We start from the raw sequence: 21783 nt of genomic DNA on the forward strand, positions 1-21783 counted from the left end.
CCAGTGACTTTTTGTACTCTCCCCCTGATGATGCTTTTATTGTACAAATTGTACCCAGTGAGCCCTTGAGATCGAGTTCGTTATTGAGTCGCCATGATGATTTATTACATGATTATCGGTTGGGTTTGCAGGCCGGATATCGATTCATTGAGACGTTTTTATTGGCTCAGAAGCAAGCTGAGCAACGCCAAGGCGCTCGCTCAACCGGTTCCTATTATTTTGACCAATAAGCGGTTTTCTTCTTATTTGAAGTGCTCGGGTCAACAGACTCTAGAGGTTGGGCGATGTCGCTCTCTTTGAGGCTCATCATATGACGAATATGAGACCCAACCACTTATTGCTGCTTACCGGCACCGCTATAATGGGGGTTATAGTACTGGGATGATGCGCATACAGTTTGTTGTGCCTTCGACATCCATAATGTCACCTTGAGTTATGATGACTAAATCGCCAAATTCTAGCAGGTGTTTTTCTTTGAGAGCTTGTAGCGCGGCTTGTGCGACGACCATGCCTTCAGTCTGTTTGCTATCAAAATAAAATGGCGTCACGCCACGATATAAAGCGCAGCGATTTAATGCGATATCATTTCTCGACATAGCAAAAATAGGCAAAATAGAATTGAGCCGTGAAGTCATTAATGCTGTCCTACCCGACTCGGTGAGCGTGACCATCGCTTTAACACCTTCAAGGTGATTTGCTGCATAAATGGTTGCCATAGCAATTGCTTCTTCTTCGGTTTGAAATGCGCGATCAATTCGATAATTCTGTTGACTGGCTTCAATCATTTTTTCAGCTCCAATACAGACATCCGCCATTGCTTTTACTGTTTCTACCGGATATTTCCCTGCCGCTGTTTCGCCTGAAAGCATGACCGCGTCTGTCCCGTCTAATACTGCATTAGCCACATCCATCACTTCTGCTCGGGTCGGCATTGGGTTGGCTATCATTGATTCCATCATTTGTGTTGCGGTGATAACGATTCGGTTTAATGCCTTTGCTCGATAAATTAGTTTTTTCTGAACTGCAATTAATTCAGGATCGCCAATTTCAACCCCAAGATCGCCTCGGGCAACCATAATGACATCGGAAGCACGAATAATATCATCAATATTTTCATCACAGGAGACTGTTTCTGCACGTTCAACTTTAGCCACTAAACGAGCGTTTAACCCTGCCTCGCGAGCCAATTTACGGGCATAGTCCATATCTTGGCTATTTCGAGGAAACGAAACGGCTAAATAATCGACGCCAATTTCTGCCGCGAGTAAAATATCTCGTTTGTCTTTTTCTGTGAGTGCTTCTGCTGACAGTCCGCCTCCTTTTTTATTAATTCCTTTATTATTGGATAGCGTTCCGCCTATCACGACACGCGTAATTACTTTATCATCATTAACTTCTATGACTTGGAGTTGAACTCGCCCATCGTCCAGAAGCAAAACATCGCCACTGTTTACGTCGTTTGGTAGTGTTTTGTAGTCGATGCCGACCGCGTTTACCGTGCCTTCTCCCGGTGCAAGTTGAGCATCAAGAATAAAAGTATCATCCTCATTTAAGATGATACTTCCTGTTTTAAAGGTAGATATACGAATTTTTGGCCCTTGAAGATCACCTAAAATGGCGACATTTTTGCCCATTTTTTTTGCAATTTCCCTGACCTTACCCGCTCGTAATCGGTGATCTTCTGCTGTACCATGCGAGAAATTCATTCTCACAACATTAACACCACAGTGAATGATGGTTTCTAACACTTCCCCTTTATCAGTGGAAGGGCCTAAGGTGGCGACGATTTTTGTTCTTCTCAATATGTTTGTCATTCTTTTCTCCGACAAGTTAGCCCAGCACTGAGGTAAGTATAGTTGAATATCATTATTACCATCGGGAAGGCTTCGAGGATAATGTTTAGCAGATCCACCTGGCCTATTTGACTGCGAATTAAGGTCTATTTTGCGTAAACATGAGCGTAGCGAAGAGTGAAATCGGCTTATATTGTTGTGATTTTGCTCTGTACATTTTGACTAAAAACACAAAGTTCTAGTTATATGCGTGACGCTTGTCACGGCTATTCACCAAATTGCTTCACAATTACTTCGCAAAGTAAAAAAATTGACAGGTTATTGAATTTTGGAGTGCACCATGTACATGGCTCAACCAGGCCATATTGATCATATCAAACAGGTCAATGCTGGCCGTGTATATAAACTCATCGACCAAAAAGGTCCTATCTCTCGTATTGATCTCTCAAAGGAAAGTCAATTAGCGCCGGCGAGCATTACAAAAATTACTCGTGAGCTGATTGATGCGCATCTGATTCATGAAACGACCGTTCAAGAAGCGATTAGTCGAGGTCGTCCTGCGGTCGGGCTACAGACGAATAATCAAGGTTGGCAGTTTCTATCAATGCGTTTAGGGAGAGGGTATCTTACTATCGCATTACATGAACTGGGCGGTGAGGTCTTAATCGATACGAAAATCGATATTCATGAGATTGACCAAGACGATGTGTTGGCGCGGTTATTATTTGAAATTGAAGAGTTTTTCCAAACCTATGCCGCTCAGCTGGATCGTGTAACCAGCATTGCTATTACTTTACCTGGCCTCGTGAATTCAGAACAAGGTATTGTGTTACAGATGCCACATTATAATGTGGCGAATTTAGCGTTGGGCCCTGAAATCTATAAAGCAACGGGTCTTCCTGTTTTTGTTGCGAATGATACTCGGGCTTGGGCATTAGCTGAAAAGTTGTTTGGTCATTCACAGGATGTTGATAATTCAGTGTTAATTTCTATCCACCACGGTCTTGGTGCCGGAATTATTGTTGATGGACGAGTGTTACAAGGTCGCCATGGTAATATTGGTGAATTAGGGCATATTCAAATTGATCCTCAAGGAAAACGTTGTCACTGCGGTAATATCGGGTGTTTAGAAACGGTAGCAAGTTCTCAAGCCATTCGAGAACAGGTTGCAATTCGTATCGCTTTAGGTGAGGAGTCCTCATTAGTTAATAAATCTGAGATCACGATTGAAGATATCTGTTTAGCGGCTGCAGAAGGTGATCCGTTAGCGGTTGAAGTTATCGAACAGTTAGGGCGTTATCTTGGTGCAGCGATTGCGATTGTGATTAATTTATTTAATCCTGAAAAGATATTAGTCGGCGGTGTGATCAATCAGGCAAAAAGTGTACTTTATCCGGCCATTCAACGCTGTATTGAAGAGCAAAGCCTACCGGTTTATCATCAAGATCTCCAATTGTTAGAATCACGTTTTTATAAACAGGCAACCATGCCGGGAGCTGCGTTGATAAAACAAGCGTTATATGATGGTTTGTTACTGATGAAGGTTGTTGAAGGATAACGTTTTTTTTATTTGAATCGGTGAGTGTACAAATTTGTCATGTAATTTGTACACAGACTTAAATACCTTACGATGGTTTCGGTATATACTGTAACATGATAATGCTTCTCTATTGGTGGGATTTTGTATGTCGAGTATTTTAAACACGGTTGATCAGCGGACCAATTTGGTGGGAGAAAACCGCCTAGAACTGTTACTGTTCAGTTTGAATAGTCGACAAATTTTTGCCATTAACGTCTTCAAAGTCCGTGAAGTGATTAAAGTGCCCATCACCACAAAGATGCCAGGTTCACATCCCAATATTATTGGCGTTGCTTCTTTGCGCGGTGAAGCGGTTCCAGTGATTGATTTACGTCAAGCAATTGGCTTTCCACCTTCTCGCTTAGAGAATCAAGAACAAAACCTTATCATCACCGAATATAATCGTACTGTGCAGGGCTTCTTGGTTGGCCAGGTACGTAATATTATCAATACGGCTTGGACTGAAATTCAACCTCCACCTAAATCAGTTGGCCGTTCAAATTATCTGACAGCTATCACGCATATTAAAGAGCAGGATCAGACACACATTGTTGAAGTGGTTGATGTTGAAAAAGTATTGGCTGAGATTATTGATTACGATGTTTCTATTTCTGAAGAAGTCTTGGATCATAATTTATTGAGTGAAATGGTTGGGCGTAATATTTTGATTGTTGATGACTCGGCAACAGCCAGAAGTCAGGTAAAAGGGACATTATCTCAGCTCGGGCTTAATATTATTGAGTGCTGGGACGGTCTGCAGGCATTGAAGTTACTGAAATCATGGTGTGATGAAGGTAAAGACATTAATAAAGAATTACTCATGTTGATCACCGATGCTGAAATGCCAGAGATGGATGGTTATCGTCTAACCTATGAAATACGAAATGATCCGCGGATGTCAGATCTTTATATCACACTGAATACGTCATTGAGTGGCAGCTTTAACGAATCAATGGTGCAAAAAGTAGGCTGTGATCGGTTTATTTCTAAATTTCAGCCTGATCTATTAGTGGAAGCGGTGCAAGACCGTTTGCGGGCAACCTTAACCTAATAAAAAAGCCTTGCTTTTGAGTAAGGCTTTTTTATTTCCGGTCGTTTATGCCAACTAAGGTCACAGACCCTAGCGTTTAGGCTGTGCATCAATGCATTGGCCATGTACCGATTGGCTTTCTGGTGCCATTAAATACAAATAAAGAGGCATAATTTCTTCGGGGGTTTTTAACTTATTGACATCTTCTGCTGGGTAGGCTTTCGCTCGCATTCCCGTACGAGTGGCTCCTGGGTTGATAGCGTTGACGCGAATGGATGTTTCCGATAATTCATCAGCAAGGACTTGCATCATCCCTTCAGTGGCAAATTTGGAAATCGCATAAGTCCCCCAAAAAGCGCGACCACGATGGCCAACGGTTGAGCTGGTGAAAATCAGGCGTGAATTATTGGCTTTTTTTAATAAAGGAAGCACGGCTTGGGTGAGCATAAATTGAGCTTTAACATTCACTTGCATGACTTCATCAAAAGTCGCTTCACCAATTTGGTCAAATGGGCTAAGAACTCCCAGTAAACCTGCGCTATGCAGTACGCCATCTAATTGACCAAACTGCTCTTCAATGGTATCAGCCATATCTAAGTAGTGCTGCTTGGTCGCTCCAAGCATATCTAATGGTACAATAGCCGCTTGAGGGTAGCCCGCCGCTTCTATTTCATCATAAGTGGTTTCGAGTTTTTTTACCGTCCGACCTAATAATATCACGGTTGCACCGCAAGCTGCATAGGTGAGGGCGGCTTGTTTACCGATACCATCTCCTGCACCGGTAACCAAAATGACTTTATTTTTTAAGGCGTCAACAGAAACAGAATAATTCACGCTATGTTTCCTTATCGTTATGATTTACTTTTCGTCTTCGTGACAAGATGGTTACAATACACCAATTCGCATTGAAGAGGATGAGTACATTGGAATTTTTATTGGAGTATGGCTTATTTTTAGCCAAGATTGCGACTGTCGTCGTTGCACTCGTCATGGTGCTAGTGCTGGTAAAATCGGTTGGAGTAAAGCATCCTTCTGCTAAAGGTGAGCTAGTGATTACCAACTTGACTGACCAGCATAAAGAGACGGTTGAGCAGTTTGAGTCTTATCTGCATGACGATAGTGTGTTGAAGGCACGTCATAAAGCAGAGAAAAAAAAGGCAAAAGAGCAGCAAAAATCTCGAGAAAAGGCGTTAAAAAAATCGATAAAAGAAGGGGAGTTAATTACTGAGCGTGAGCCTCATCTGTTTGTGCTGGATTTTCGTGGCAGCATCGATGCGAAAGAAGTGGCTTCATTGCGAGAAGAGGTGACAGCTATTTTAGCCGTTGCCCAAGCTGGTGATGAAGTCCTACTGCGCTTAGAAACAGGCGGCGGTATGGTACATGGGTATGGTTTAGCGGCTTCACAATTGGATCGTTTAAAGGCGGCTCAGTTACCTTTGACTATCGCGGTAGATAAAGTCGCTGCTAGTGGTGGGTATATGATGGCATGTATTGCCGATAAAATTGTCTCAGCCCCCTTTGCGATTGTTGGCTCTATCGGTGTGATTGCTCAGTTACCCAACTTCCATAAATTGCTGAAGAAAAATGATATTGAATTTGAACAACTGACCGCTGGCGAGTATAAGCGAACGCTAACCATGTTTGGTGAAAACACGGATAAGGCCCGTGATAAATTCAAGCAAGAGCTAGAAGAAACCCATGAACTATTTAAGCAGTTTATTCGTGATCATCGTCCAACGTTAGAGTTAGAGAAGGTGGCAACCGGAGAACATTGGTTTGGTACTCAAGCACAACATTTAGGTTTAGTGGATGAAATAGCCACCTCAGATGATTTGATAGTGAAAGCTTGTAAAGAAAAAACGGTGCTCGCAATACGTTATGTACAGAAGAAAAAACTAGCCGATAAATTGGCTGGCGTGGCCGGAGAGGCGACAGATTCAGTGCTGCTTAAGTTGCTGAGTCGGGGTCAGCGTCCGATTATTTAACTTATCAAGCATGGTTGAGCATCAAGCATGCTCTATGATAAAGCGCCTAGTTTGGGCGCTTTATTTTTAATGCATATCCTTTTTCTAGTATGGCGCACAGTATCCCAGCGATTAATCCAATCAAGTGAGCCTCTGTCGCGACACGAGCTTCGATCCAAATTTCAGTCCCAAGCGATGCGCCAAACCATTGTTCCCAAGCCACTTTGGCAATCACACCAACAACCAGCCAGCGACTACTCTTTCTACCGTGTAGCCATTCTTGAGCGGCAAAGAAGGCAAATAAACCGTGTAATGTGCCAGATAAACCCACGTAGAGTGTCATGTGAGTAAAGTAAACCCCAATACCTACTGAGCCACTTAAAATAATTAGAGCCACAAGAAGTGATTTTGCGGTAGGCCGAAAGAGCAAGGCAATCGCCCAGAGTCCTGCTAGATTCATCGTGAGATGAACAAAGTTGGTATGCGTTAAATTGCCTGTTAGAATGCGCCACCATTGCCCTTGTTCAATCGCTATTCGGTGCCAAGCACTAAGACTACTGAACGGCTCAAATTGTAAGCCGAGGCACAGTAAACTGACTAAACACAACACTAGGTAAAGATTCACAATATGTCTCGTTATTGTTCTCGATGCGGAAAAGCGCGCAAAGCTTGTATTTGTGCGGGAATTGTACCACTAGATTCCACGGTGGAGCTTATCATTCTTCAACACCCAACGGAACAACATCGTCCAATGGGGACGGCTCGTATTTTGACCTTATCACTTGCTAATTGTCGCTTATGGATCGGTGAAGACTTTCGTCATCACCCTGAATTGAATGCATTGCTGGCCGAGCCGGATGTGATTCATCAGGTTTTGTATCCCTGTGAGCATTCAATTTGTGTTTCGGATAGCGAGCCTTCAATCGAACAAAAAGTTCGAGTTATTTTGCTTGATGGCACTTGGAGAAAGGTATTTAAAATGTGGCAGATCAACACTCAGCTACATCATTTACCGTGTTTGCATCTTCCTGAAACATTAAAGGGTAACTATCGCATTCGTAAAGCGCCGAATGATAATGCGTTATCGACAGTAGAAGCGGGATTTCACTTACTGCAACTATGGCAACCTAAACAAGACTTCTCACCGTTACTGACTTGCTTTGAAGCCATGATTGATCATCAAATTAACCAGATGCCCAAAGGGGTGTTTGAGCAGCATTACGGCAGCAGATCAAGCCGGTAGCAATCAAAACTGCTTGAGACACCACGGCTTATCGATAACATCTCGTGTCGAGACTTTTAGTAAGAGCTGTGAGTAGAAAAAAGCTGCTGATGTAGACGCTGCGCGTAAGCATCGGTCATCGCAGCGATATAATCACAGATCACCCGCATCCCTCCTCCTGAATGTTGTTCTGCGTTTTGCCATTTTTCTCGAGTTGCCTGTGGTAACAAGCGTTCAGGATCGGCCGCTAGCGCTTCAAAGAGATCCATAATCAGCTGCTGTCCTTTATATTCAAAGCGTTGTACTTGTGGAACTTGGATCACATATTGGCTGACAAACGATTTTAAGACTTCCAACGCATTGGCCATGCTAGGTTGTAAATAGGCATTAAACGCGAGTAAATCGCTGTCAAAAGCGCTTTCAATGGGTTTAATACTGATACTGGTGAGTAACGCATTGACCAATCCACCAATCGCATCTTTACGAATATGGTGCTGGCCAGAAAATAGCATTTTCGTTACGCTTTGGGTGTGCTCGACAAACCAAGTATCGCCACTATTTAGTAGTTGTTCTTCTGCTGCTTGTTGCCATTCTGTTTGATTGACCATGCCAAGGACAATCGCATCTTCTAAATCATGAACGCCATAGGCGATATCATCGGCCAATTCCATGATGGAACAATCTAATGATTTGAAGCGTGTTTTTTTATGCTGATAAGGTGTCGCTGGACGTGCTCGCATTTGGCTTAATTGTTGTTTATCTTGCTCACTGAGTGGAGCAAGAACCCAATCAAGACAGGCCTTATCACAATCATAAATACCTTTAGCGGGCGACCACTCCTTGGCCTTTAACTGTCGTTGATGAGGTACCGATTCGGGTCGCTTATCAGCATGCGTTTGACTCAATAGCGCAGGGTATTTGAGTAACCCCAGTAAGGTGCGGCGAGAAAGATTCATTCCATGATGTTCAGTGTACGGCTCTAAGGTTGTGACAATGCGAAACGTCTGGGCATTGCCTTCAAACCCACCATGTTCACGCATCATATAATTAAGTGCCACTTCACCGCCATGCCCATAAGGGGGATGGCCAATATCATGCGCAAGGCATAACGCATCGATCAAGCTATCTGAGGGTAATAAATCCGCAAATTCGGGCTGTTTTAGTCTTAGTTGCGCCACAATCCCGGTACTAATTTGCGCCGCTTCAAGTGAATGGGTCAAACGAGTCCGGTGAAAATCATTTAAATTGGTTCCATGGACTTGAGTTTTTGCCTGTAAACGACGAAAAGCAGCAGAATGGAGAATTCTCGCCCGGTCGCGCTGAAAAGGGCTGCGATGATCATCACGGCGAATTTTATGTTCATCATTATTGCGTGCTTGCCATTCCGGATTGATTACAATTTGCATCCCAACTCCTGATCAAACTTATTGTTATAAAACGTACAGTGTGTTAACTAATTTCGTCTAGTGTTAATTCAAAGCTTGGGGCAAAAGTTTCTAAAAAATAAGCCATTTCTGGGGTATGCCGCTCTTTCAATGTGATATCAAGCCGCTTTTTAGCTAGGGCATATTCATGGTTACCTGCGCTGAGTTCTTCTAAACATTTAAGATAAGCGCACAAACTGTCGGCTTGCTTGACGATGGCTGCATCTTCATTGTGCGCCGCTTCAGTGAGCAGAAAAGGCTTGAAATCGTCTTGCAACTCTTCCGGCAACATGGCCAGTAGGCGCTGTTCAGCGGCGGCTTCGATTTTTTTATATTCTTTAGCAATATCAGGGTTAAAATATTTAACGGGTGTTGGCAAATCGCCCGTTAACACTTCACTGCTGTCGTGATACATGGCCAATAACGCGATACGCTCAGGGTTGAGCTGCCCGGCAAACTTCTTGTTTTTTATTATCGCCAGTGCATGAGCAACAAACGCCACTTGCAGGCTGTGTTCAGAAACGTTTTCTTTGGAGATAGAACGCATGAGTGGCCAGCGTTGAATTAATTTCATCCGTGCGAGGTGAGCAAAAAAGTGGCTCTCTTTCATAGCAATAGACATCCTTGCTTAGTGGAATTGATGGATCACGTCAACGGAGTATAACGTTATCTCTCTATGACTTGAAGTTACCGCTTTGCCGCGACAAACTTGCAGCGGTGGTGAGCAGAGTGACATTCGTTCCCGAGGGTAATGTGTTTGATTTGTCTCGTATGCCGGTGAAATAGTTATGTTTATCAATAAGTCATTGTGTATTGTGGTACGAAAAAAATCACTAGTGAAGGCGTATTTATTTTAGTTCTATTTTTTAATAGAAGAAGTAATAGATAGCACTGCTCCTGTAGGTTGTAATGCGAAAAAATGCTGTTTCTTTAGTTAATCGTCAAATTTCCGGGTTGCCTTATGGGTCTTTATCAAAAGTAGAAGTGACTCATGAATTAGGACAATTTTTAGAGATAATGGCTAAATGTGATAAACGCAACTAAATCTAGCTTCTTTCCTCCACTGGATAAAATCAGCGGTAATTCACAGGTAATAGAAGTTTTTAAAGTTATCTAAATAAGTGTTCCTAATTGTACTACATCGTGTTGAAAGCCTATTGATTCAGATGATGATAAGATGGTTTTTTGTGAATGTTATGAAACTGGGATGACTATTTTGCTGACCAGAACGCAATATTTTTTATTAATGGTTGAAATTTTATGAAATATATTGGGTTTTTTGTTTGTTCATTTTCTACTGCATTTTTTGTAATTTTTCTGAGGAATTTTTTTAATAATGAATTATCGGGTTTAATTGGGGTTATATTTGGATTTAGTATATGTCTATTATTCAATAAGATTTTTTATAAATAAACGTTTGAAATTATTTTGTTTTTAATCCGATATTTCGCAGCTAATTCAGGAATAAATCGCCTCATAGAATCTACCGAGTAATTTGAGTCGTTGTGTTTGGTGATCTTGAAGCCCAGTGATGAATCGAATGACGGACAAACGCGACTTGCAGGCTGTGTTCAGAAACGTTTTCTTTGGAGATGGAACGCATCAGCGGTAAGTGTTGAATTAATTTCATCCGTGCGAGGTGAGCAAAAAAGTGGCTCTCTTTCATAGCAATAGACACCCTTGCTTAATCGAATTGATGGATAGGCTCTCTAGTCAGCAGAGTATATACCCAAACAGCTTAGAGTTACAGGTAGGCGGTAAGTGAGTTTATCCCTAACCAACATAGAATCTAATCGTTTCTCTCAATCCGTTGAACATATATACTTTAAGTAGGTCACTTGTTTGTTTAAAGACCAAAGTGGCAAAAGTAGTATTAGGAATTTAGGATGTTAATTAAAAAAATGGACGCACCCCATGATATGCAAATAGGTGCTAGGTTTGAAACTCAAAAACATGGTTATGTTACGGTTGTTGAGTACTACAACACTCATACAGTCATCGTCGCTTTTGAAAATACAGGTAATATTCGTTCAATCACAGCGGCTAAGCTACGAAGTGGTCAAGTTCTTGATCGATCTGTCCCTCCTCAGTCTTCAATAGTGGGAGAAAAAATTGAATCCGTAAAACACGGTACTCTCACGATTGTGCAAGTCGAGTCTGAGAACATTGTGGTGCTCGAAAATGACAAAGGTGAACAAGTTCGTATGATAATGGCTGCAGTGCAAAAACTTCGTGATAGCGGTGATGCAGTGAATGCAGATCAACAATCGGTTAAATTACCAACATCATTAACCGCTTTAACTAAACGCAGCAAAAAAACCAAAGACGTTAATAGCTTGCTCAAAAAAATGCTTTCTGACTACGGAAAATAGTAACAATTCATCCGACTATTTTTAGGGACAGCCCCTATTCATAAAAGATTACTAGATCTCGATCACATATTTAACGCTGATCTTTCGCATGGAATTTTATCTAATAAAATGTTTTGTTTTTTGTTGATCTATGTCACAAGGTCAATCTGACTTTGTGATTTAGATCGTTTTTAATTGTTTGCGATTTGGTTATTATTTTTTCATCAAGTAATGGGAATAAATGCTCTTAATTAAACTCTACAGAGAAGTCATATTATGAAAAAAATTATGGTGGTATGTGGTAACGGTCTTGGCACATCATTAATGATGGAAATGGCTGTGAAAGAGGTTGTGGCTAAAATTAGTCTAGAAGCAGAGGTAGAGCATGAGGATTTATCCTCAGCTTCTTCAAGCAAAGCGGATATTTGGGTCGCTGCAACGGATATAGCTAACCAATTAAAAGATCAAGGTAAAGAAAATATAGTTAGCCTAGCAAATATTTTTGATAAAAGTTCGATTGAAGAACAATTAAAAAAATTCATATAAGGAATGATGACCTATGGAAAATTTCTTTGAATTTATGTTTGGCTTATTAAAAGAGCCAGCAATTATGGTCGGCCTTATTGCTTTTATCGGCTTGGTTGCACAAAAATCTGATATTTCGACAATCCTAAAAGGTACAATTAAAACCGTAATGGGTTTCCTGATTTTAGGTTTTGGTGCAGGTGCTCTTGTTGGTGCTTTAAATAACTTTTCAACCGTTTTTATTGAAGCATTTGGAGTCAGCGGTGTCATTCCAAATAATGAAGCGATTGTTGCTATAGCACAGGAAGCTTTTGGTTATGAAATGGCATTGATTATGTTTTTTGCTTTTATGGTGAACATTCTTCTGGCACGCTTTACACCATTAAAGTTTATTTTCCTAACTGGTCACCACACCATGTTTATGTCAATGTTGGTTGCGGTAATTCTGTCAACTGCGGAAATTAAAGGCGCACTGTTGGTAGCTATCGGTTCAGTTATCGTTGGATCATTGATGGTCATTATGCCTGCACTTGTACAGAAGTACACCGAGAAGGTAATGAATACCGATCAACTTGCAATGGGGCACTTCTCGACATTTTCTTATCTTATTGCTGGTTTTGTAGGCTCTAAATTTGGAGATACATCAAGATCAACTGAAGACTTAAATGTTCCTAAGAGTTTAATGTTCTTGCGTGATACACCAGTCGCCGTTGCGGTTACTATGTCACTATTTTTTATGATTTCATCGATTTTTGCGGGAGGCGAATTTGTTGAAACCGTATCAGGTGGCCAAAACTGGGTAGTATTTACCTTCATCCAATCGCTAGTCTTTGCCGGTGGTGTTTACATTGTACTACAAGGTGTCAAGATGCTTATTGCGGAAATTGTACCAGCATTTAAAGGCATCTCCGACAAGTTAGTTCCTGGTGCTCGACCTGCTCTAGATTGTCCAATGGTATTTCCCGTAGCGCCTAATGCGGTATTGATTGGTTTCTTGTCTTCATTTGCCGCAGGTCTGGTAGCGATGGCAGTTCAAGGGGCTCTGGATTGGACAATTATTGTGGCTGGTGTTGTACCTCACTTTTTTGTCGGTGGCGCAGCAGGGGTATACGGAAACGCAACGGGTGGGTTACGTGGCGCAATTCTTGGTTCATTTACTCAGGGTTTATGTATTTCGTTCCTGCCGATGATGTTGTTACCTGTACTGGGTGGTTTGGGGCTTGAAGCAACAACGTTTTCAGATTTTGACTTCGGCGTGGTTGGTCTAATTCTTGGATGGATTGTTTCATGAGTATTTTTAATTTAATTGGCGACAGCGGAATTGTTATTTCAAACGAAAAAAACTTAAGTGTTGACGCTGCGTTAGATATCGCCTGTTCGACACTCATCGCTCAAGGTAAAGTGAATAAAAACTATCTAGATGCAATCAAAGTAAAACACAAAGAAATTGGTCCGTATTATGTATTAGCACCTAAAATTGCCATGCCACATGCTCGACCAGAAGACGGTGTCAATGAAGCTGGCTTGCAAGTGACGGTATTTAAACATGGTGTAGATCTTGAATCGGAAGATAATGGTGATGTTTATTTATCCGTAACACTGGCAGCCGTAGATTCAGACAGTCATATTCAAACCATTGTCGCTTTATCTGAATTATTCCAAAATGATGATGACATAAATGCAATCATTTCTGCGGAAAGTAAAGATGAGATCGCGAGAATACTCAATAAGTATTAATTAGTTATAGATATGACAATTATAGAAGCCCTCAATAGCTTGAGGGCTTCTATTTTAAATAAGACTTATTGGCTATAAGTACTTAAAAAACGCTCGAAGCGGCCGATGGCGATTTCCAGATCTTCAACATGAGGTAAGGTCACGATGCGGAAATGATCTGGTTTTGGCCAGTTAAAGCCAGAGCCTTGTACCAATAGCACTTTCTCTTGGATCAAAAAGTCTAAAATCATTTTTTGATCGTCTTTGATGCTGTATTTTTTGGTATCAATTTTCGGGAATAAATACATCGCCCCTTTGGGTTTAACACATGATACACCAGGGATTTGGTTGATCAGTTCCCAAGCGCGATCGCGCTGTTCTAATAAGCGGCCACCGGGTAAGATCAGCTCATTAATACTTTGGTAACCACCAAGCGCGGTTTGAATCGCATGCTGCATCGGTACGTTAGCGCACAAACGCATTGAGGCGAGCATATCTAATCCTGCAATATAGCCTTGAGCAAGATGTTTCGGGCCAGTTAAAAACATCCACCCTCCACGAAAACCACAAACACGATAGGCTTTAGACAAGCCATTAAAAGTGATAACTAATACATCTTCGGTAAGCGTTGCAATAGAAGTATGGGTTGCACCATCGTACAGAACTTTATCGTATATCTCATCGGCAAAAATCATCAATTTATGCTGGCGAGCAATTTCAATTACCTCGAGTAAAAAATCTCGGCTGTATACGGCACCGGTTGGGTTGTTCGGATTAATCAAAACAATTCCACGCGTTTTCGGCGTGATTTTCTTTTTAATATCATCTAGATCGGGATACCAATCGGCTTGCTCATCACAGAGGTAGTGAACTGCCGTTCCTCCTGAAAGGGCAACCGCAGCGGTCCATAGCGGATAATCAGGAGCAGGAACCAGCATTTCGTCACCGTTATTCAACAGCGCTTGCATCGACATGACGATTAACTCTGATGCTCCATTTCCGACATAAACATCTTCCACGTCTAAGCTACGTATGCCACGTTTTTGGTAATATTGTACGACGGCTTTACGGGCAGAATAGATGCCTTTTGAGTCACAATAACCTTGTGAGGTCGGCAAGTTTCGAATGACGTCGACTAAAATTTCATCAGGGGCATCGAAACCAAAAGGGGCCGGGTTGCCGATGTTTAACTTTAGTATTTTATGCCCTTCTTCTTCCATTCTTTTAGCATGTTTAAGTACTGGTCCTCGAATGTCGTAGCAGACATTATCGAGTTTTGATGACATCCCGATATTTTGCATTGCAATGTTCCTAAAAATAATTGAAACCCTTGATTAAATTACACCAAATTGCCTTTTTTTAGAATATAAATCTGACGATTAAAATGTGGCATCGTTGCTGACCAACCAAGAGCGCGGAATTGTTGTCTAGGATAATAATAGATGACACGGTATTGAAAGCCAGCCATTCATCGGGTGACCCACTCTTGCGACTGGTCGTTTACATAGAAAAGCCACAAAAGAGGAGCGGTAACCTTGATTTAAATGGGTTCTCTCAATAGAGTAGCGACTGTAAAATCGAATCTCAGAGTAGACGAGGTCGCTTTGTCTAATTTTTATCAAGCCATTGCTCGGTTGATAGAGCAAATAAACGACGCGAGGGATAACGACGTTCGTTTTATCCAAGAGTTGGCAGGAAAGCCCCCCTTTGCGTTGATCGATTGGCTTGAAGCCCAACCGATATTTCCGAAATTTTATTGGCAATCTCGTGATACCCGTGAAGAAGTGGTCGCTCTTGGTCAGCTGTATACCTTTTCAGATCCTGCGCCTGCTTATGCCATTGTGGGTGAGCATCAACGCATTTGGGGAGGGCGTTCGTTTGATGGTCAGACAGAAAAAAATCCTCGTTGTATGGCATCGTTTTTTTTCTTGCCACAAGTTGAACTGATTCGTTTTGATGATCATTGGTCAATCGCCGCCAATATCAATCAAGATAGACAACGAACCTGTGCGACTTTACAGCGATTACAGCACGAAGTGGTGCCATTGGGGGCCATTTGCAGTGAAGTGATGCAGGTGAAGCACTCTCCGAATCAAGTTGACTGGACTAAGATCGTGCAACAAGCGTTGGATGGGATTGAGCGCTCTGCCTTACAAAAAGTGGTGTTGGCTAGGCAGAGTCGTATCATGCTTAATCAGCCGATTCGAGCTGCTCAGCTACTGAAAGCCAGCGCTTTAGAAAATCATGAGAGTTTTCACTTTTTACTGGCTTTGGATCATCGACATAGTTTTATCGGATCCACACCAGAGCGTCTTTACTACCGTAACGGACAAGAGTTACAAACCGAAGCGTTGGCAGGGACGATTGGACGTGGAGGCGATCCCTTGCAAGATAAACAGCTCGCCGATTGGTTAACGCACGATAGTAAAAATCTCAATGAAAATCAGTTTGTGGTTGACGATATTATTGAGCGCTTAACGCCTTATTCTGAACTGGTGAGGGTTGAGCCACAAGCGAATTTGGTTCGCTTGCGTAAAGTGCAGCACCTTAAACGCCGAATTTATGCTCAACTAAAGGCTGGAGTGAATGCGGTGCAACTGCTTCGAGCGTTACAACCGACTGCAGCTGTAGCTGGGTTACCTCGTCAAGCTGCGTTGAGTTTTATTACTCAGCACGAACCTTTTGTTCGCGGATGGTATGCCGGATCAATGGGTTATTTTAGCCATCAACAAGCTGAGTTTTGTGTTGCGATTCGCAGCGCATTAGTTGTGGATGACGAAGTGCAACTTTTTGCAGGCGCTGGGATCGTTCCAGGGTCTATTGCCGAGCATGAATGGCAAGAGTTGGATAAAAAAATGTCGACGTTACTCAGTTTAATGACCGACCGTTTACCTTTGGGGCTCTCCTCATGAATCAAGATCAAGCATTATTGAATCGAATTTGGTCACAAACTCTATTAGAAGAATTGGCTCGTTTTGGAGTGAGTGAGGTATGTATCGCCCCGGGATCACGCTCAACGCCACTGACGTTGGAAGCTGCCGATAATGGTAAATTCAACCTTCATACTCATTTTGACGAACGTGGGTTAGGTTTTTTGGCGCTCGGTTTAGCCAAAGCGAGCGCCAAGCCGGTGGCGATTATCGTCACGTCAGGAACCGCAGTGGCCAATTTATTACCAGCGATTGCTGAATCAAAACTGACAGGGGAGCCTTTGATTGTACTGACGGCCGACCGTCCGGTTGATCTCGTTGGATGTGGCGCGAATCAGGCCATTGAACAATCAGGTATTTATGGGTGTCACGTCACGCAATCTATTGCACTGCCTAGCCCTAATGTGAGTTTATCCCTCAATTGGTTGTTAACCACTCTTGACGATGCGCTATATCAACAAAGCCAGTTCGGTGGTGCAATCCATATTAACTGTCCGTTTCCAGAGCCGCTTTATGCTTATAATGATCGACAGCTTTATGCCGACTATCTCAACCGTATAGAAAGTTGGCGCAAAGGGAGCGCTCCCTATACGCAACGCCATTATGCTAGCGCATCCATTGATCCGATAGATAAGCGTATTTTGAGTAAAAAAGGCGTGGTACTGATTGGTTCGGTACGGTTACATGAAGCGCAAGCTGCGCTTGAGTTTGCTAAACAGCTCGGCTGGCCGGTGTTGTGTGATCCCCAATCTGGAGTGAGTAGTGAATGGGCGCATTATGACTTGTGGTTACAAAATAGTGCAGCCAGAGTGCTGCTGAATGAATGTCAACAAGTCATTCAATTTGGTGCTCGTATCGTGTCTAAACGATTAAATTATTGGCTTGAGCAACGCGTTTCGAGTGGTGAATGTGATTATGCTTATCTTGCTTGGCAGGCTACACGTAATAATCAGTCACATCTCGCTCAGCAGCATTGGGTGTGCGATATGGTAAGCTGGGTAAAGGTGCAGCTCAATACACTGCCTGCGCTCAAGCAAACCCATGCTGGCTGGGCTAATGAACTTAAAAATTACGCACGCAGCGTGACTCAATTGGCTCAGTTGCATTTTTCCAATCCGCAGTTAAGTGAAGTGGCATTAGCGCTTGATCTCAGTGAGCGAGGCCAGCTTTGCGATCTTTTTCTTGGTAATAGTTTAATTGTGCGCTTGGCGGATATGTTTACCGCATTCACCCCAAGAGAGGTGTTTTCTAACCGCGGTGCTTCAGGTATTGATGGTCTATTGGCAACGGCATCCGGGGTGCAACGCGCATCAAGAAAACCGATGCTCACGCTGCTGGGTGATACTTCATTATTGTATGATTTGAACTCGTTGGCACTGGTTAGAGAAACCCCACAGCCCTTGGTGATTGTGGTCATTAATAATGATGGTGGGGCTATTTTTGATTTATTGCCTGTCCCAGAGCAGCAGCGAGAAGCACTTTATCAAATGCCTCATGGTTTACAATTTGAATATGTGGCTAAGCAGTTCGGATTAGCGTATCAAAAACCTGAAACATTAGCGGCTTATCAAGCGGCGATTGAAACACACTTAACGACAGGACAAGGCACTTTACTGATCGAAGTGATTACACCACCGCAACAGGCTGCGGCTCATATTCAACAATTATTATCACAAATCCATGCTTTATAGTTGTACCTCCTCTTTCACTCAGACTCTATCAGCTCGACCGGTACTGGTTTTTTTGCATGGTTTACTGGGCAGTGGTGACGATTGGCAGCCAGTGCTTGAACGACTCAACCAAGAAGCTTGCTTAACGATCGATTTACCGGGGCATGGACAGAGTCAAAGTGTGATATGCCATGATTTTGCTAGCTGCTGTCAGCATATTAAACAGACAATTCTCATCCACTATGATTCATCGACACCAATTTGGTTCGTGGGGTATTCATTAGGTGGACGTATCGCGATGATTGGATGTGCCGAAGGCTGGTTTGACCAACTCAATATCCAAGGACTCGTGGTCGAGGGGGGACATTTTGGCCTGCTTAGTGAGACTGAAAAAAATGCTCGCTGGCAACATGATCAGCACTGGGCAATGCGCTTTAAATCTGAGCCTATCGCTCAAGTATTGGCCGATTGGTATCAGCAAGCGGTATTTTCTTCACTCAATCATGAGCAAAGACAAACTTTAATTCGCTTGCGAAGTGGTAATCTTGGTCCCCCGATCGCTAGGATGCTGTTAGCCACGTCGTTGGCCACACAGCCATACTTGCTGCCTCGACTGATGAACCTGCCTTTTCCGGTTCACTATGTATGTGGGCAACACGATCAAAAATTTCGTCAGCTCGCAGAGCACAGCGGGTTGAGCTACAGTGTTATCGACCATGCTGGGCATAATGTACATCATGAACAACCTGATGCATTTGCTCAGATAGTAAAAAAACGGCTACTTACGCCTGCATGAGGTGTAGGTGACAACAACAATGGAAATTACCATGGCTAAAACAGTAGGCATTTCAGAACAAGAACTTTATGCGCCAGTGGTCTGGCACGATTGTACTGACACTTATCAAGATATTCATTACCACAAATCGCCAGACGGGATAGCTAAAATCACCATTGCACGCCCCCAAGTGCGCAATGCTTTTCGTCCCCAAACAGTGAAAGAGATGATTCATGCGTTAGCTGATGCACGTTATGACGAAGGGGTGGGGGTCATTATTTTAACCGGATTAGGTGACGATGCTTTTTGCTCTGGTGGCGACCAAAAAATTCGAGGTGATTACGGCGGTTATCAAGATGATACCGGTACTCACCACCTTAATGTGTTGGATTTTCAACGACAAATTCGTACGTGTCCAAAACCGGTCATCGCGTCGGTTGCTGGGTGGGCCGTTGGTGGTGGACATGTCTTGCACATGATGTGTGATCTAACAATAGCGGCGGATAATGCCCAATTTGGTCAAACTGGGCCGAAAGTTGGTTCGTTCGACGGCGGTTGGGGTGCTTCTTATATGGCGCGTATCGTTGGGCAAAAAAAGGCGCGCGAAATTTGGTTTTTATGCCGTTTCTACGACGCCAAAGAAGCGTTAGAGATGGGATTAGTCAATACAGTGGTTCCTGTTGTTGACTTGGAAAAAGAAACCGTTCGCTGGTGTCGTGAAGTGTTACAACATAGCCCAATGGCATTACGTTGCCTAAAAGCAGCGCTCAATGCTGACTGTGATGGTCAAGCGGGCTTACAAGAATTAGCGGGCAATGCCACCATGTTATTTTACATGACAGATGAAGGCCAAGAAGGCCGAAATGCTTTTAATGAGAAGCGTCGTCCTAACTTTAATAAATTTCCTCGGAACCCATAAAAGGTCGGCAACTTGCTAAATATCACTGCGGCGTAGTCGCGGCGGTGATTACTTTTCACAACAAAGGAATATGATAGTATGAGGCGCAGCGCAAAACTGTACCAATATCGATTACCCATGGATAGCGGAGTGGTCCTCCGTAATGAAAAGCTAACAGAACGGGTTGGGTTTATCGTTGAGTTACATGAAAATGGTCACATCGGTCGGGGTGAAATTGCTCCTTTGGCTGGATTTAGTCTTGAGTCACTTGAAGAAGCTGGGGCGTTAGCGAAAGAGCAGCTAGCACTATGGGTCAACGGTCAATCGCTATGTTTGGATCGCCTTTTTCCATCGGTCGCGTTTGGCCTCTCTATGGCAGAGTTAGAACTCGCTGATGGTTTGCCGCAAGCTGGTCAGTACCAAGTTGCTCCGTTATGTACTGGCGATCCCGACGAGTTAATTCCACAGTTGAATGCAATGCCTGGGCAAAAGATAGCAAAAGTTAAAGTTGGGCTTTACGAACCGATTCGCGATGGAATGCTAGTGAATCTATTTTTAGAGTCGATGCCTGAACTTTATTTACGATTGGACGCAAACCGTGCTTGGAGTAAAGAAAAAGCGACCAAGTTTGCGCATTATATTACTCCGTCGTTAAGAGGGCGGATTGCCTTTATAGAAGAGCCCTGCCAAATACCAAGTGATAGCCTTTCTTTTGCTATTGATACGGGAATTGCCATTGCGTGGGATGAAACCTTGCAACACGCAATACGCCGTGATGATTTTCAACTTGAGGATTTAACCGGGGTAAAAACGATCGTCATTAAACCCACATTAATTGGTTCAGTTGAGTGCTGTATCGGCCTGATTAACAAAGCGCAGGCTTTAGGTATTCAAGTGGTGATTAGCTCAAGTATTGAATCAAGCTTAGGATTGACCCAATTAGCCCGTTTTGCTCACGCTCACTTACCGAATGAGATTCCCGGATTAGACACCATCGGCCTTTTTAGCGCTCAGTTAGAGGTTGCTTGGCCGGGATGTGATTTACCGGTAATGCCATTAGATCAGCAAACGTTGGTTTGGCAGTCGGCATGACACCTTGGCAACGACATGATCCACAACGAGTCGCGTTATTGTCGGGGCATCAGCAACTTACTTGGCTACAATTGACTCGAGTGATCAATCAATATGCTCGTTTTTTGCAACAGGCAGGCATGACCCAAGGTGACGTGTTGACCTTGGTTGGGAAAAACCATCCAGAGACAGTATTCTTGTTACTCGCTGCAATGCAAAAGGGAATACTTTGTGCGTTGACCATGCCTCAGCCTATCATCTCATTATGTAATAAACTGGCAACACTGTATGGCGCAGGTCAACCGTGGTTGTGGCTCGCGCCCTCGGCTGGGGTCGCTGAGTCAACCTTATTACAGCAGTGGCCGAAAATAAAACGGTTAAGAATAAACTCAGAGGTCGAGTTTAGCGCGCCATGCCAGCGGTCGTGCTATCAGGTTGAACAATTAGCGACACTACTTTTTACCTCTGGTTCAACTGGTGAACCTAAAGCCGTCGCCCATACACACCAGCAACATTTTGCATCTGCTGAAGGATTGCTGCGAGAGTTTTCATTTACTCAGCAAGATACTTGGCTATTGAGCCTGCCTTTGTATCATGTTTCGGGATTAGCCATTATTTACCGTTGGTTATACTCTGGCGCGTGTTTAAAAATAGGTAGTGGCGATTTAGCGCGGGATATACAAGGAGTAAGCCATGCCTCACTAGTGGCCACTCAACTGAAACGCCTGCTCGACAATGAACAGCCATTGACACTCACCCGAGTTTTGTTGGGAGGAAGTCACATTCCGCCGTTATTAGCTGACCAAGCCGCAGAGCGGGGCATAGATACTTGGTT

At 43.1% G+C, this 21783-nt stretch carries 21 protein-coding genes and 1 pseudogene; 15 read left to right on the forward strand and 7 right to left on the reverse strand.

Annotated elements, in window-relative coordinates; translation table 11 throughout:
- A partial coding sequence (locus B7C60_RS17545; RefSeq protein WP_245868414.1) for a DUF6363 domain-containing protein occupies positions 1–230 on the forward strand: 230 nt, incomplete at its 5' end.
- Between the two features lie 138 nt (positions 231–368).
- Here the strand turns inward: B7C60_RS17545 and pyk are convergent.
- Positions 369–1814 carry a pyruvate kinase gene (pyk, locus tag B7C60_RS01855; protein ID WP_099610173.1) on the reverse strand — a complete coding sequence of 482 codons (1446 nt, stop codon included), beginning with the start codon at positions 1812–1814 and terminating at the stop codon, positions 369–371.
- 319 nt (positions 1815–2133) lie between these two features.
- Here pyk and mlc point away from each other — a divergent pair, with 319 nt between their 5' ends.
- Positions 2134–3351: a sugar metabolism global transcriptional regulator Mlc gene (mlc, locus tag B7C60_RS01860; protein ID WP_099610174.1), complete on the forward strand. Its 1218-nt coding sequence runs from the start codon at positions 2134–2136 to the stop codon at positions 3349–3351.
- 127 nt (positions 3352–3478) lie between these two features.
- Positions 3479–4423 carry a chemotaxis protein CheV gene (locus tag B7C60_RS01865; RefSeq protein ID WP_099610175.1) on the forward strand — a complete coding sequence of 315 codons (945 nt, stop codon included), beginning with the start codon at positions 3479–3481 and terminating at the stop codon, positions 4421–4423.
- A 69-nt stretch (positions 4424–4492) separates the two neighbouring features.
- On the opposite strand, the gene B7C60_RS01870 is transcribed toward B7C60_RS01865, so the two are convergent.
- Positions 4493–5236 (reverse strand): YciK family oxidoreductase, encoded by a 744-nt coding sequence (locus tag B7C60_RS01870; protein ID WP_099610176.1) that lies wholly within the window; start codon positions 5234–5236, stop codon positions 4493–4495.
- An 89-nt stretch (positions 5237–5325) separates the two neighbouring features.
- Between B7C60_RS01870 and sohB the strand changes: the two genes are divergently transcribed.
- The gene (gene sohB, locus B7C60_RS01875; RefSeq protein ID WP_099610200.1) at positions 5326–6387 is read left to right on the forward strand and encodes a protease SohB; all 1062 of its coding nucleotides are present in this window, start codon (positions 5326–5328) and stop codon (positions 6385–6387) included.
- A 46-nt stretch (positions 6388–6433) separates the two neighbouring features.
- Here the strand turns inward: sohB and rrtA are convergent, their stop codons facing one another.
- Positions 6434–6991: a rhombosortase gene (gene rrtA, locus B7C60_RS01880; RefSeq protein WP_099610177.1), complete on the reverse strand. Its 558-nt coding sequence runs from the start codon at positions 6989–6991 to the stop codon at positions 6434–6436.
- A 3-nt stretch (positions 6992–6994) separates the two neighbouring features.
- On the opposite strand from rrtA, the gene B7C60_RS01885 reads away from it, so the two are divergent.
- Positions 6995–7609, forward strand: a complete 615-nt coding sequence (locus B7C60_RS01885) for a tRNA-uridine aminocarboxypropyltransferase (RefSeq protein ID WP_099610178.1) — start codon at positions 6995–6997, stop codon at positions 7607–7609.
- Positions 7610–7665: 56 nt separating this feature from the next.
- Here the strand turns inward: B7C60_RS01885 and B7C60_RS01890 are convergent, their stop codons facing one another.
- The 3 genes and pseudogenes from B7C60_RS01890 to B7C60_RS01900 form a co-directional block, all read right to left on the reverse strand.
- Positions 7666–8994 (reverse strand): anti-phage deoxyguanosine triphosphatase, encoded by a 1329-nt coding sequence (locus B7C60_RS01890; protein ID WP_099610179.1) that lies wholly within the window; start codon positions 8992–8994, stop codon positions 7666–7668.
- 43 nt (positions 8995–9037) lie between these two features.
- A complete protein-coding gene (gene yfbR, locus B7C60_RS01895; RefSeq protein WP_099610180.1) occupies positions 9038–9622 on the reverse strand; it encodes a 5'-deoxynucleotidase in 585 nt (194 codons plus the stop codon).
- Positions 9623–10546: 924 nt separating this feature from the next.
- Positions 10547–10678: pseudogene (locus B7C60_RS01900) on the reverse strand (YfbR-like 5'-deoxynucleotidase); the annotation flags it as partial.
- Between the two features lie 220 nt (positions 10679–10898).
- On the opposite strand from B7C60_RS01900, the gene B7C60_RS01905 reads away from it, so the two are divergent.
- The 4 genes from B7C60_RS01905 (at position 10899) to B7C60_RS01920 (ending at position 13625) form a co-directional block, all read left to right on the forward strand.
- A complete protein-coding gene (locus tag B7C60_RS01905) occupies positions 10899–11384 on the forward strand; it encodes a hypothetical protein (protein ID WP_099610181.1) in 486 nt (161 codons plus the stop codon).
- A gap of 255 nt (positions 11385–11639) precedes the next feature.
- The gene (locus tag B7C60_RS01910) at positions 11640–11909 is read left to right on the forward strand and encodes a PTS sugar transporter subunit IIB (protein WP_099610182.1); all 270 of its coding nucleotides are present in this window, start codon (positions 11640–11642) and stop codon (positions 11907–11909) included.
- 13 nt (positions 11910–11922) lie between these two features.
- Complete coding sequence (locus B7C60_RS01915) at positions 11923–13179, forward strand: PTS ascorbate transporter subunit IIC (RefSeq protein ID WP_099610183.1); 1257 nt, start codon at positions 11923–11925, stop codon at positions 13177–13179.
- Positions 13176–13625 (forward strand): PTS sugar transporter subunit IIA, encoded by a 450-nt coding sequence (locus B7C60_RS01920; RefSeq protein ID WP_099610184.1) that lies wholly within the window; start codon positions 13176–13178, stop codon positions 13623–13625. The genes B7C60_RS01915 and B7C60_RS01920 overlap by 4 nt, the downstream gene beginning before the upstream one ends.
- A 65-nt stretch (positions 13626–13690) precedes the next feature.
- Here the strand turns inward: B7C60_RS01920 and B7C60_RS01925 are convergent, their stop codons facing one another.
- Positions 13691–14905: a pyridoxal phosphate-dependent aminotransferase gene (locus B7C60_RS01925; protein WP_099610185.1), complete on the reverse strand. Its 1215-nt coding sequence runs from the start codon at positions 14903–14905 to the stop codon at positions 13691–13693.
- 303 nt (positions 14906–15208) lie between these two features.
- On the opposite strand from B7C60_RS01925, the gene B7C60_RS01930 reads away from it, so the two are divergent.
- From B7C60_RS01930 to B7C60_RS17550, 6 genes are all read left to right on the forward strand, one after another.
- Positions 15209–16516, forward strand: coding sequence for an isochorismate synthase (locus B7C60_RS01930; RefSeq protein WP_099610201.1), 1308 nt, complete (start codon positions 15209–15211; stop codon positions 16514–16516).
- A complete protein-coding gene (gene menD, locus B7C60_RS01935; RefSeq protein ID WP_099610186.1) occupies positions 16513–18225 on the forward strand; it encodes a 2-succinyl-5-enolpyruvyl-6-hydroxy-3-cyclohexene-1-carboxylic-acid synthase in 1713 nt (570 codons plus the stop codon). Before B7C60_RS01930 ends, menD begins: the two co-directional genes overlap by 4 nt.
- On the forward strand, positions 18215–19000 hold the full coding sequence (gene menH / locus B7C60_RS01940; RefSeq protein ID WP_099610187.1) for a 2-succinyl-6-hydroxy-2,4-cyclohexadiene-1-carboxylate synthase: 786 nt from the start codon (positions 18215–18217) through the stop codon (positions 18998–19000). The genes menD and menH overlap by 11 nt, the downstream gene beginning before the upstream one ends.
- A 31-nt stretch (positions 19001–19031) precedes the next feature.
- Positions 19032–19898, forward strand: coding sequence for a 1,4-dihydroxy-2-naphthoyl-CoA synthase (menB, locus tag B7C60_RS01945; RefSeq protein WP_099610202.1), 867 nt, complete (start codon positions 19032–19034; stop codon positions 19896–19898).
- 78 nt (positions 19899–19976) lie between these two features.
- Complete coding sequence (gene menC / locus B7C60_RS01950) at positions 19977–20969, forward strand: o-succinylbenzoate synthase (protein WP_099610188.1); 993 nt, start codon at positions 19977–19979, stop codon at positions 20967–20969.
- Positions 20966–21783: AMP-binding protein (locus tag B7C60_RS17550; protein WP_245868417.1), on the forward strand; the 818-nt coding region annotated here is incomplete at its 3' end. The genes menC and B7C60_RS17550, both read left to right, overlap by 4 nt.

It is taken from the genome of Vibrio fujianensis, from assembly GCF_002749895.1.
Classification (GTDB): Bacteria; Pseudomonadota; Gammaproteobacteria; order Enterobacterales; family Vibrionaceae; genus Vibrio; species Vibrio fujianensis.

Coding starts and splice junctions, on each gene's coding strand:
- pyk (WP_099610173.1), bottom strand. CDS start 1,814: ATGACAAACATATTGAGAAGAACAAAAATCGTCGCCACCTTAGGCCCT.
- mlc (WP_099610174.1), top strand. CDS start 2,134: ATGTACATGGCTCAACCAGGCCATATTGATCATATCAAACAGGTCAAT.
- B7C60_RS01865 (WP_099610175.1), top strand. CDS start 3,479: ATGTCGAGTATTTTAAACACGGTTGATCAGCGGACCAATTTGGTGGGA.
- B7C60_RS01885 (WP_099610178.1), top strand. CDS start 6,995: ATGTCTCGTTATTGTTCTCGATGCGGAAAAGCGCGCAAAGCTTGTATT.
- B7C60_RS01890 (WP_099610179.1), bottom strand. CDS start 8,994: ATGCAAATTGTAATCAATCCGGAATGGCAAGCACGCAATAATGATGAA.
- yfbR (WP_099610180.1), bottom strand. CDS start 9,622: ATGAAAGAGAGCCACTTTTTTGCTCACCTCGCACGGATGAAATTAATT.
- B7C60_RS01905 (WP_099610181.1), top strand. CDS start 10,899: ATGTTAATTAAAAAAATGGACGCACCCCATGATATGCAAATAGGTGCT.
- B7C60_RS01910 (WP_099610182.1), top strand. CDS start 11,640: ATGAAAAAAATTATGGTGGTATGTGGTAACGGTCTTGGCACATCATTA.
- B7C60_RS01915 (WP_099610183.1), top strand. CDS start 11,923: ATGGAAAATTTCTTTGAATTTATGTTTGGCTTATTAAAAGAGCCAGCA.
- B7C60_RS01920 (WP_099610184.1), top strand. CDS start 13,176: ATGAGTATTTTTAATTTAATTGGCGACAGCGGAATTGTTATTTCAAAC.
- B7C60_RS01925 (WP_099610185.1), bottom strand. CDS start 14,905: ATGCAAAATATCGGGATGTCATCAAAACTCGATAATGTCTGCTACGAC.
- menD (WP_099610186.1), top strand. CDS start 16,513: ATGAATCAAGATCAAGCATTATTGAATCGAATTTGGTCACAAACTCTA.
- menH (WP_099610187.1), top strand. CDS start 18,215: ATGCTTTATAGTTGTACCTCCTCTTTCACTCAGACTCTATCAGCTCGA.
- menB (WP_099610202.1), top strand. CDS start 19,032: ATGGCTAAAACAGTAGGCATTTCAGAACAAGAACTTTATGCGCCAGTG.
- menC (WP_099610188.1), top strand. CDS start 19,977: ATGAGGCGCAGCGCAAAACTGTACCAATATCGATTACCCATGGATAGC.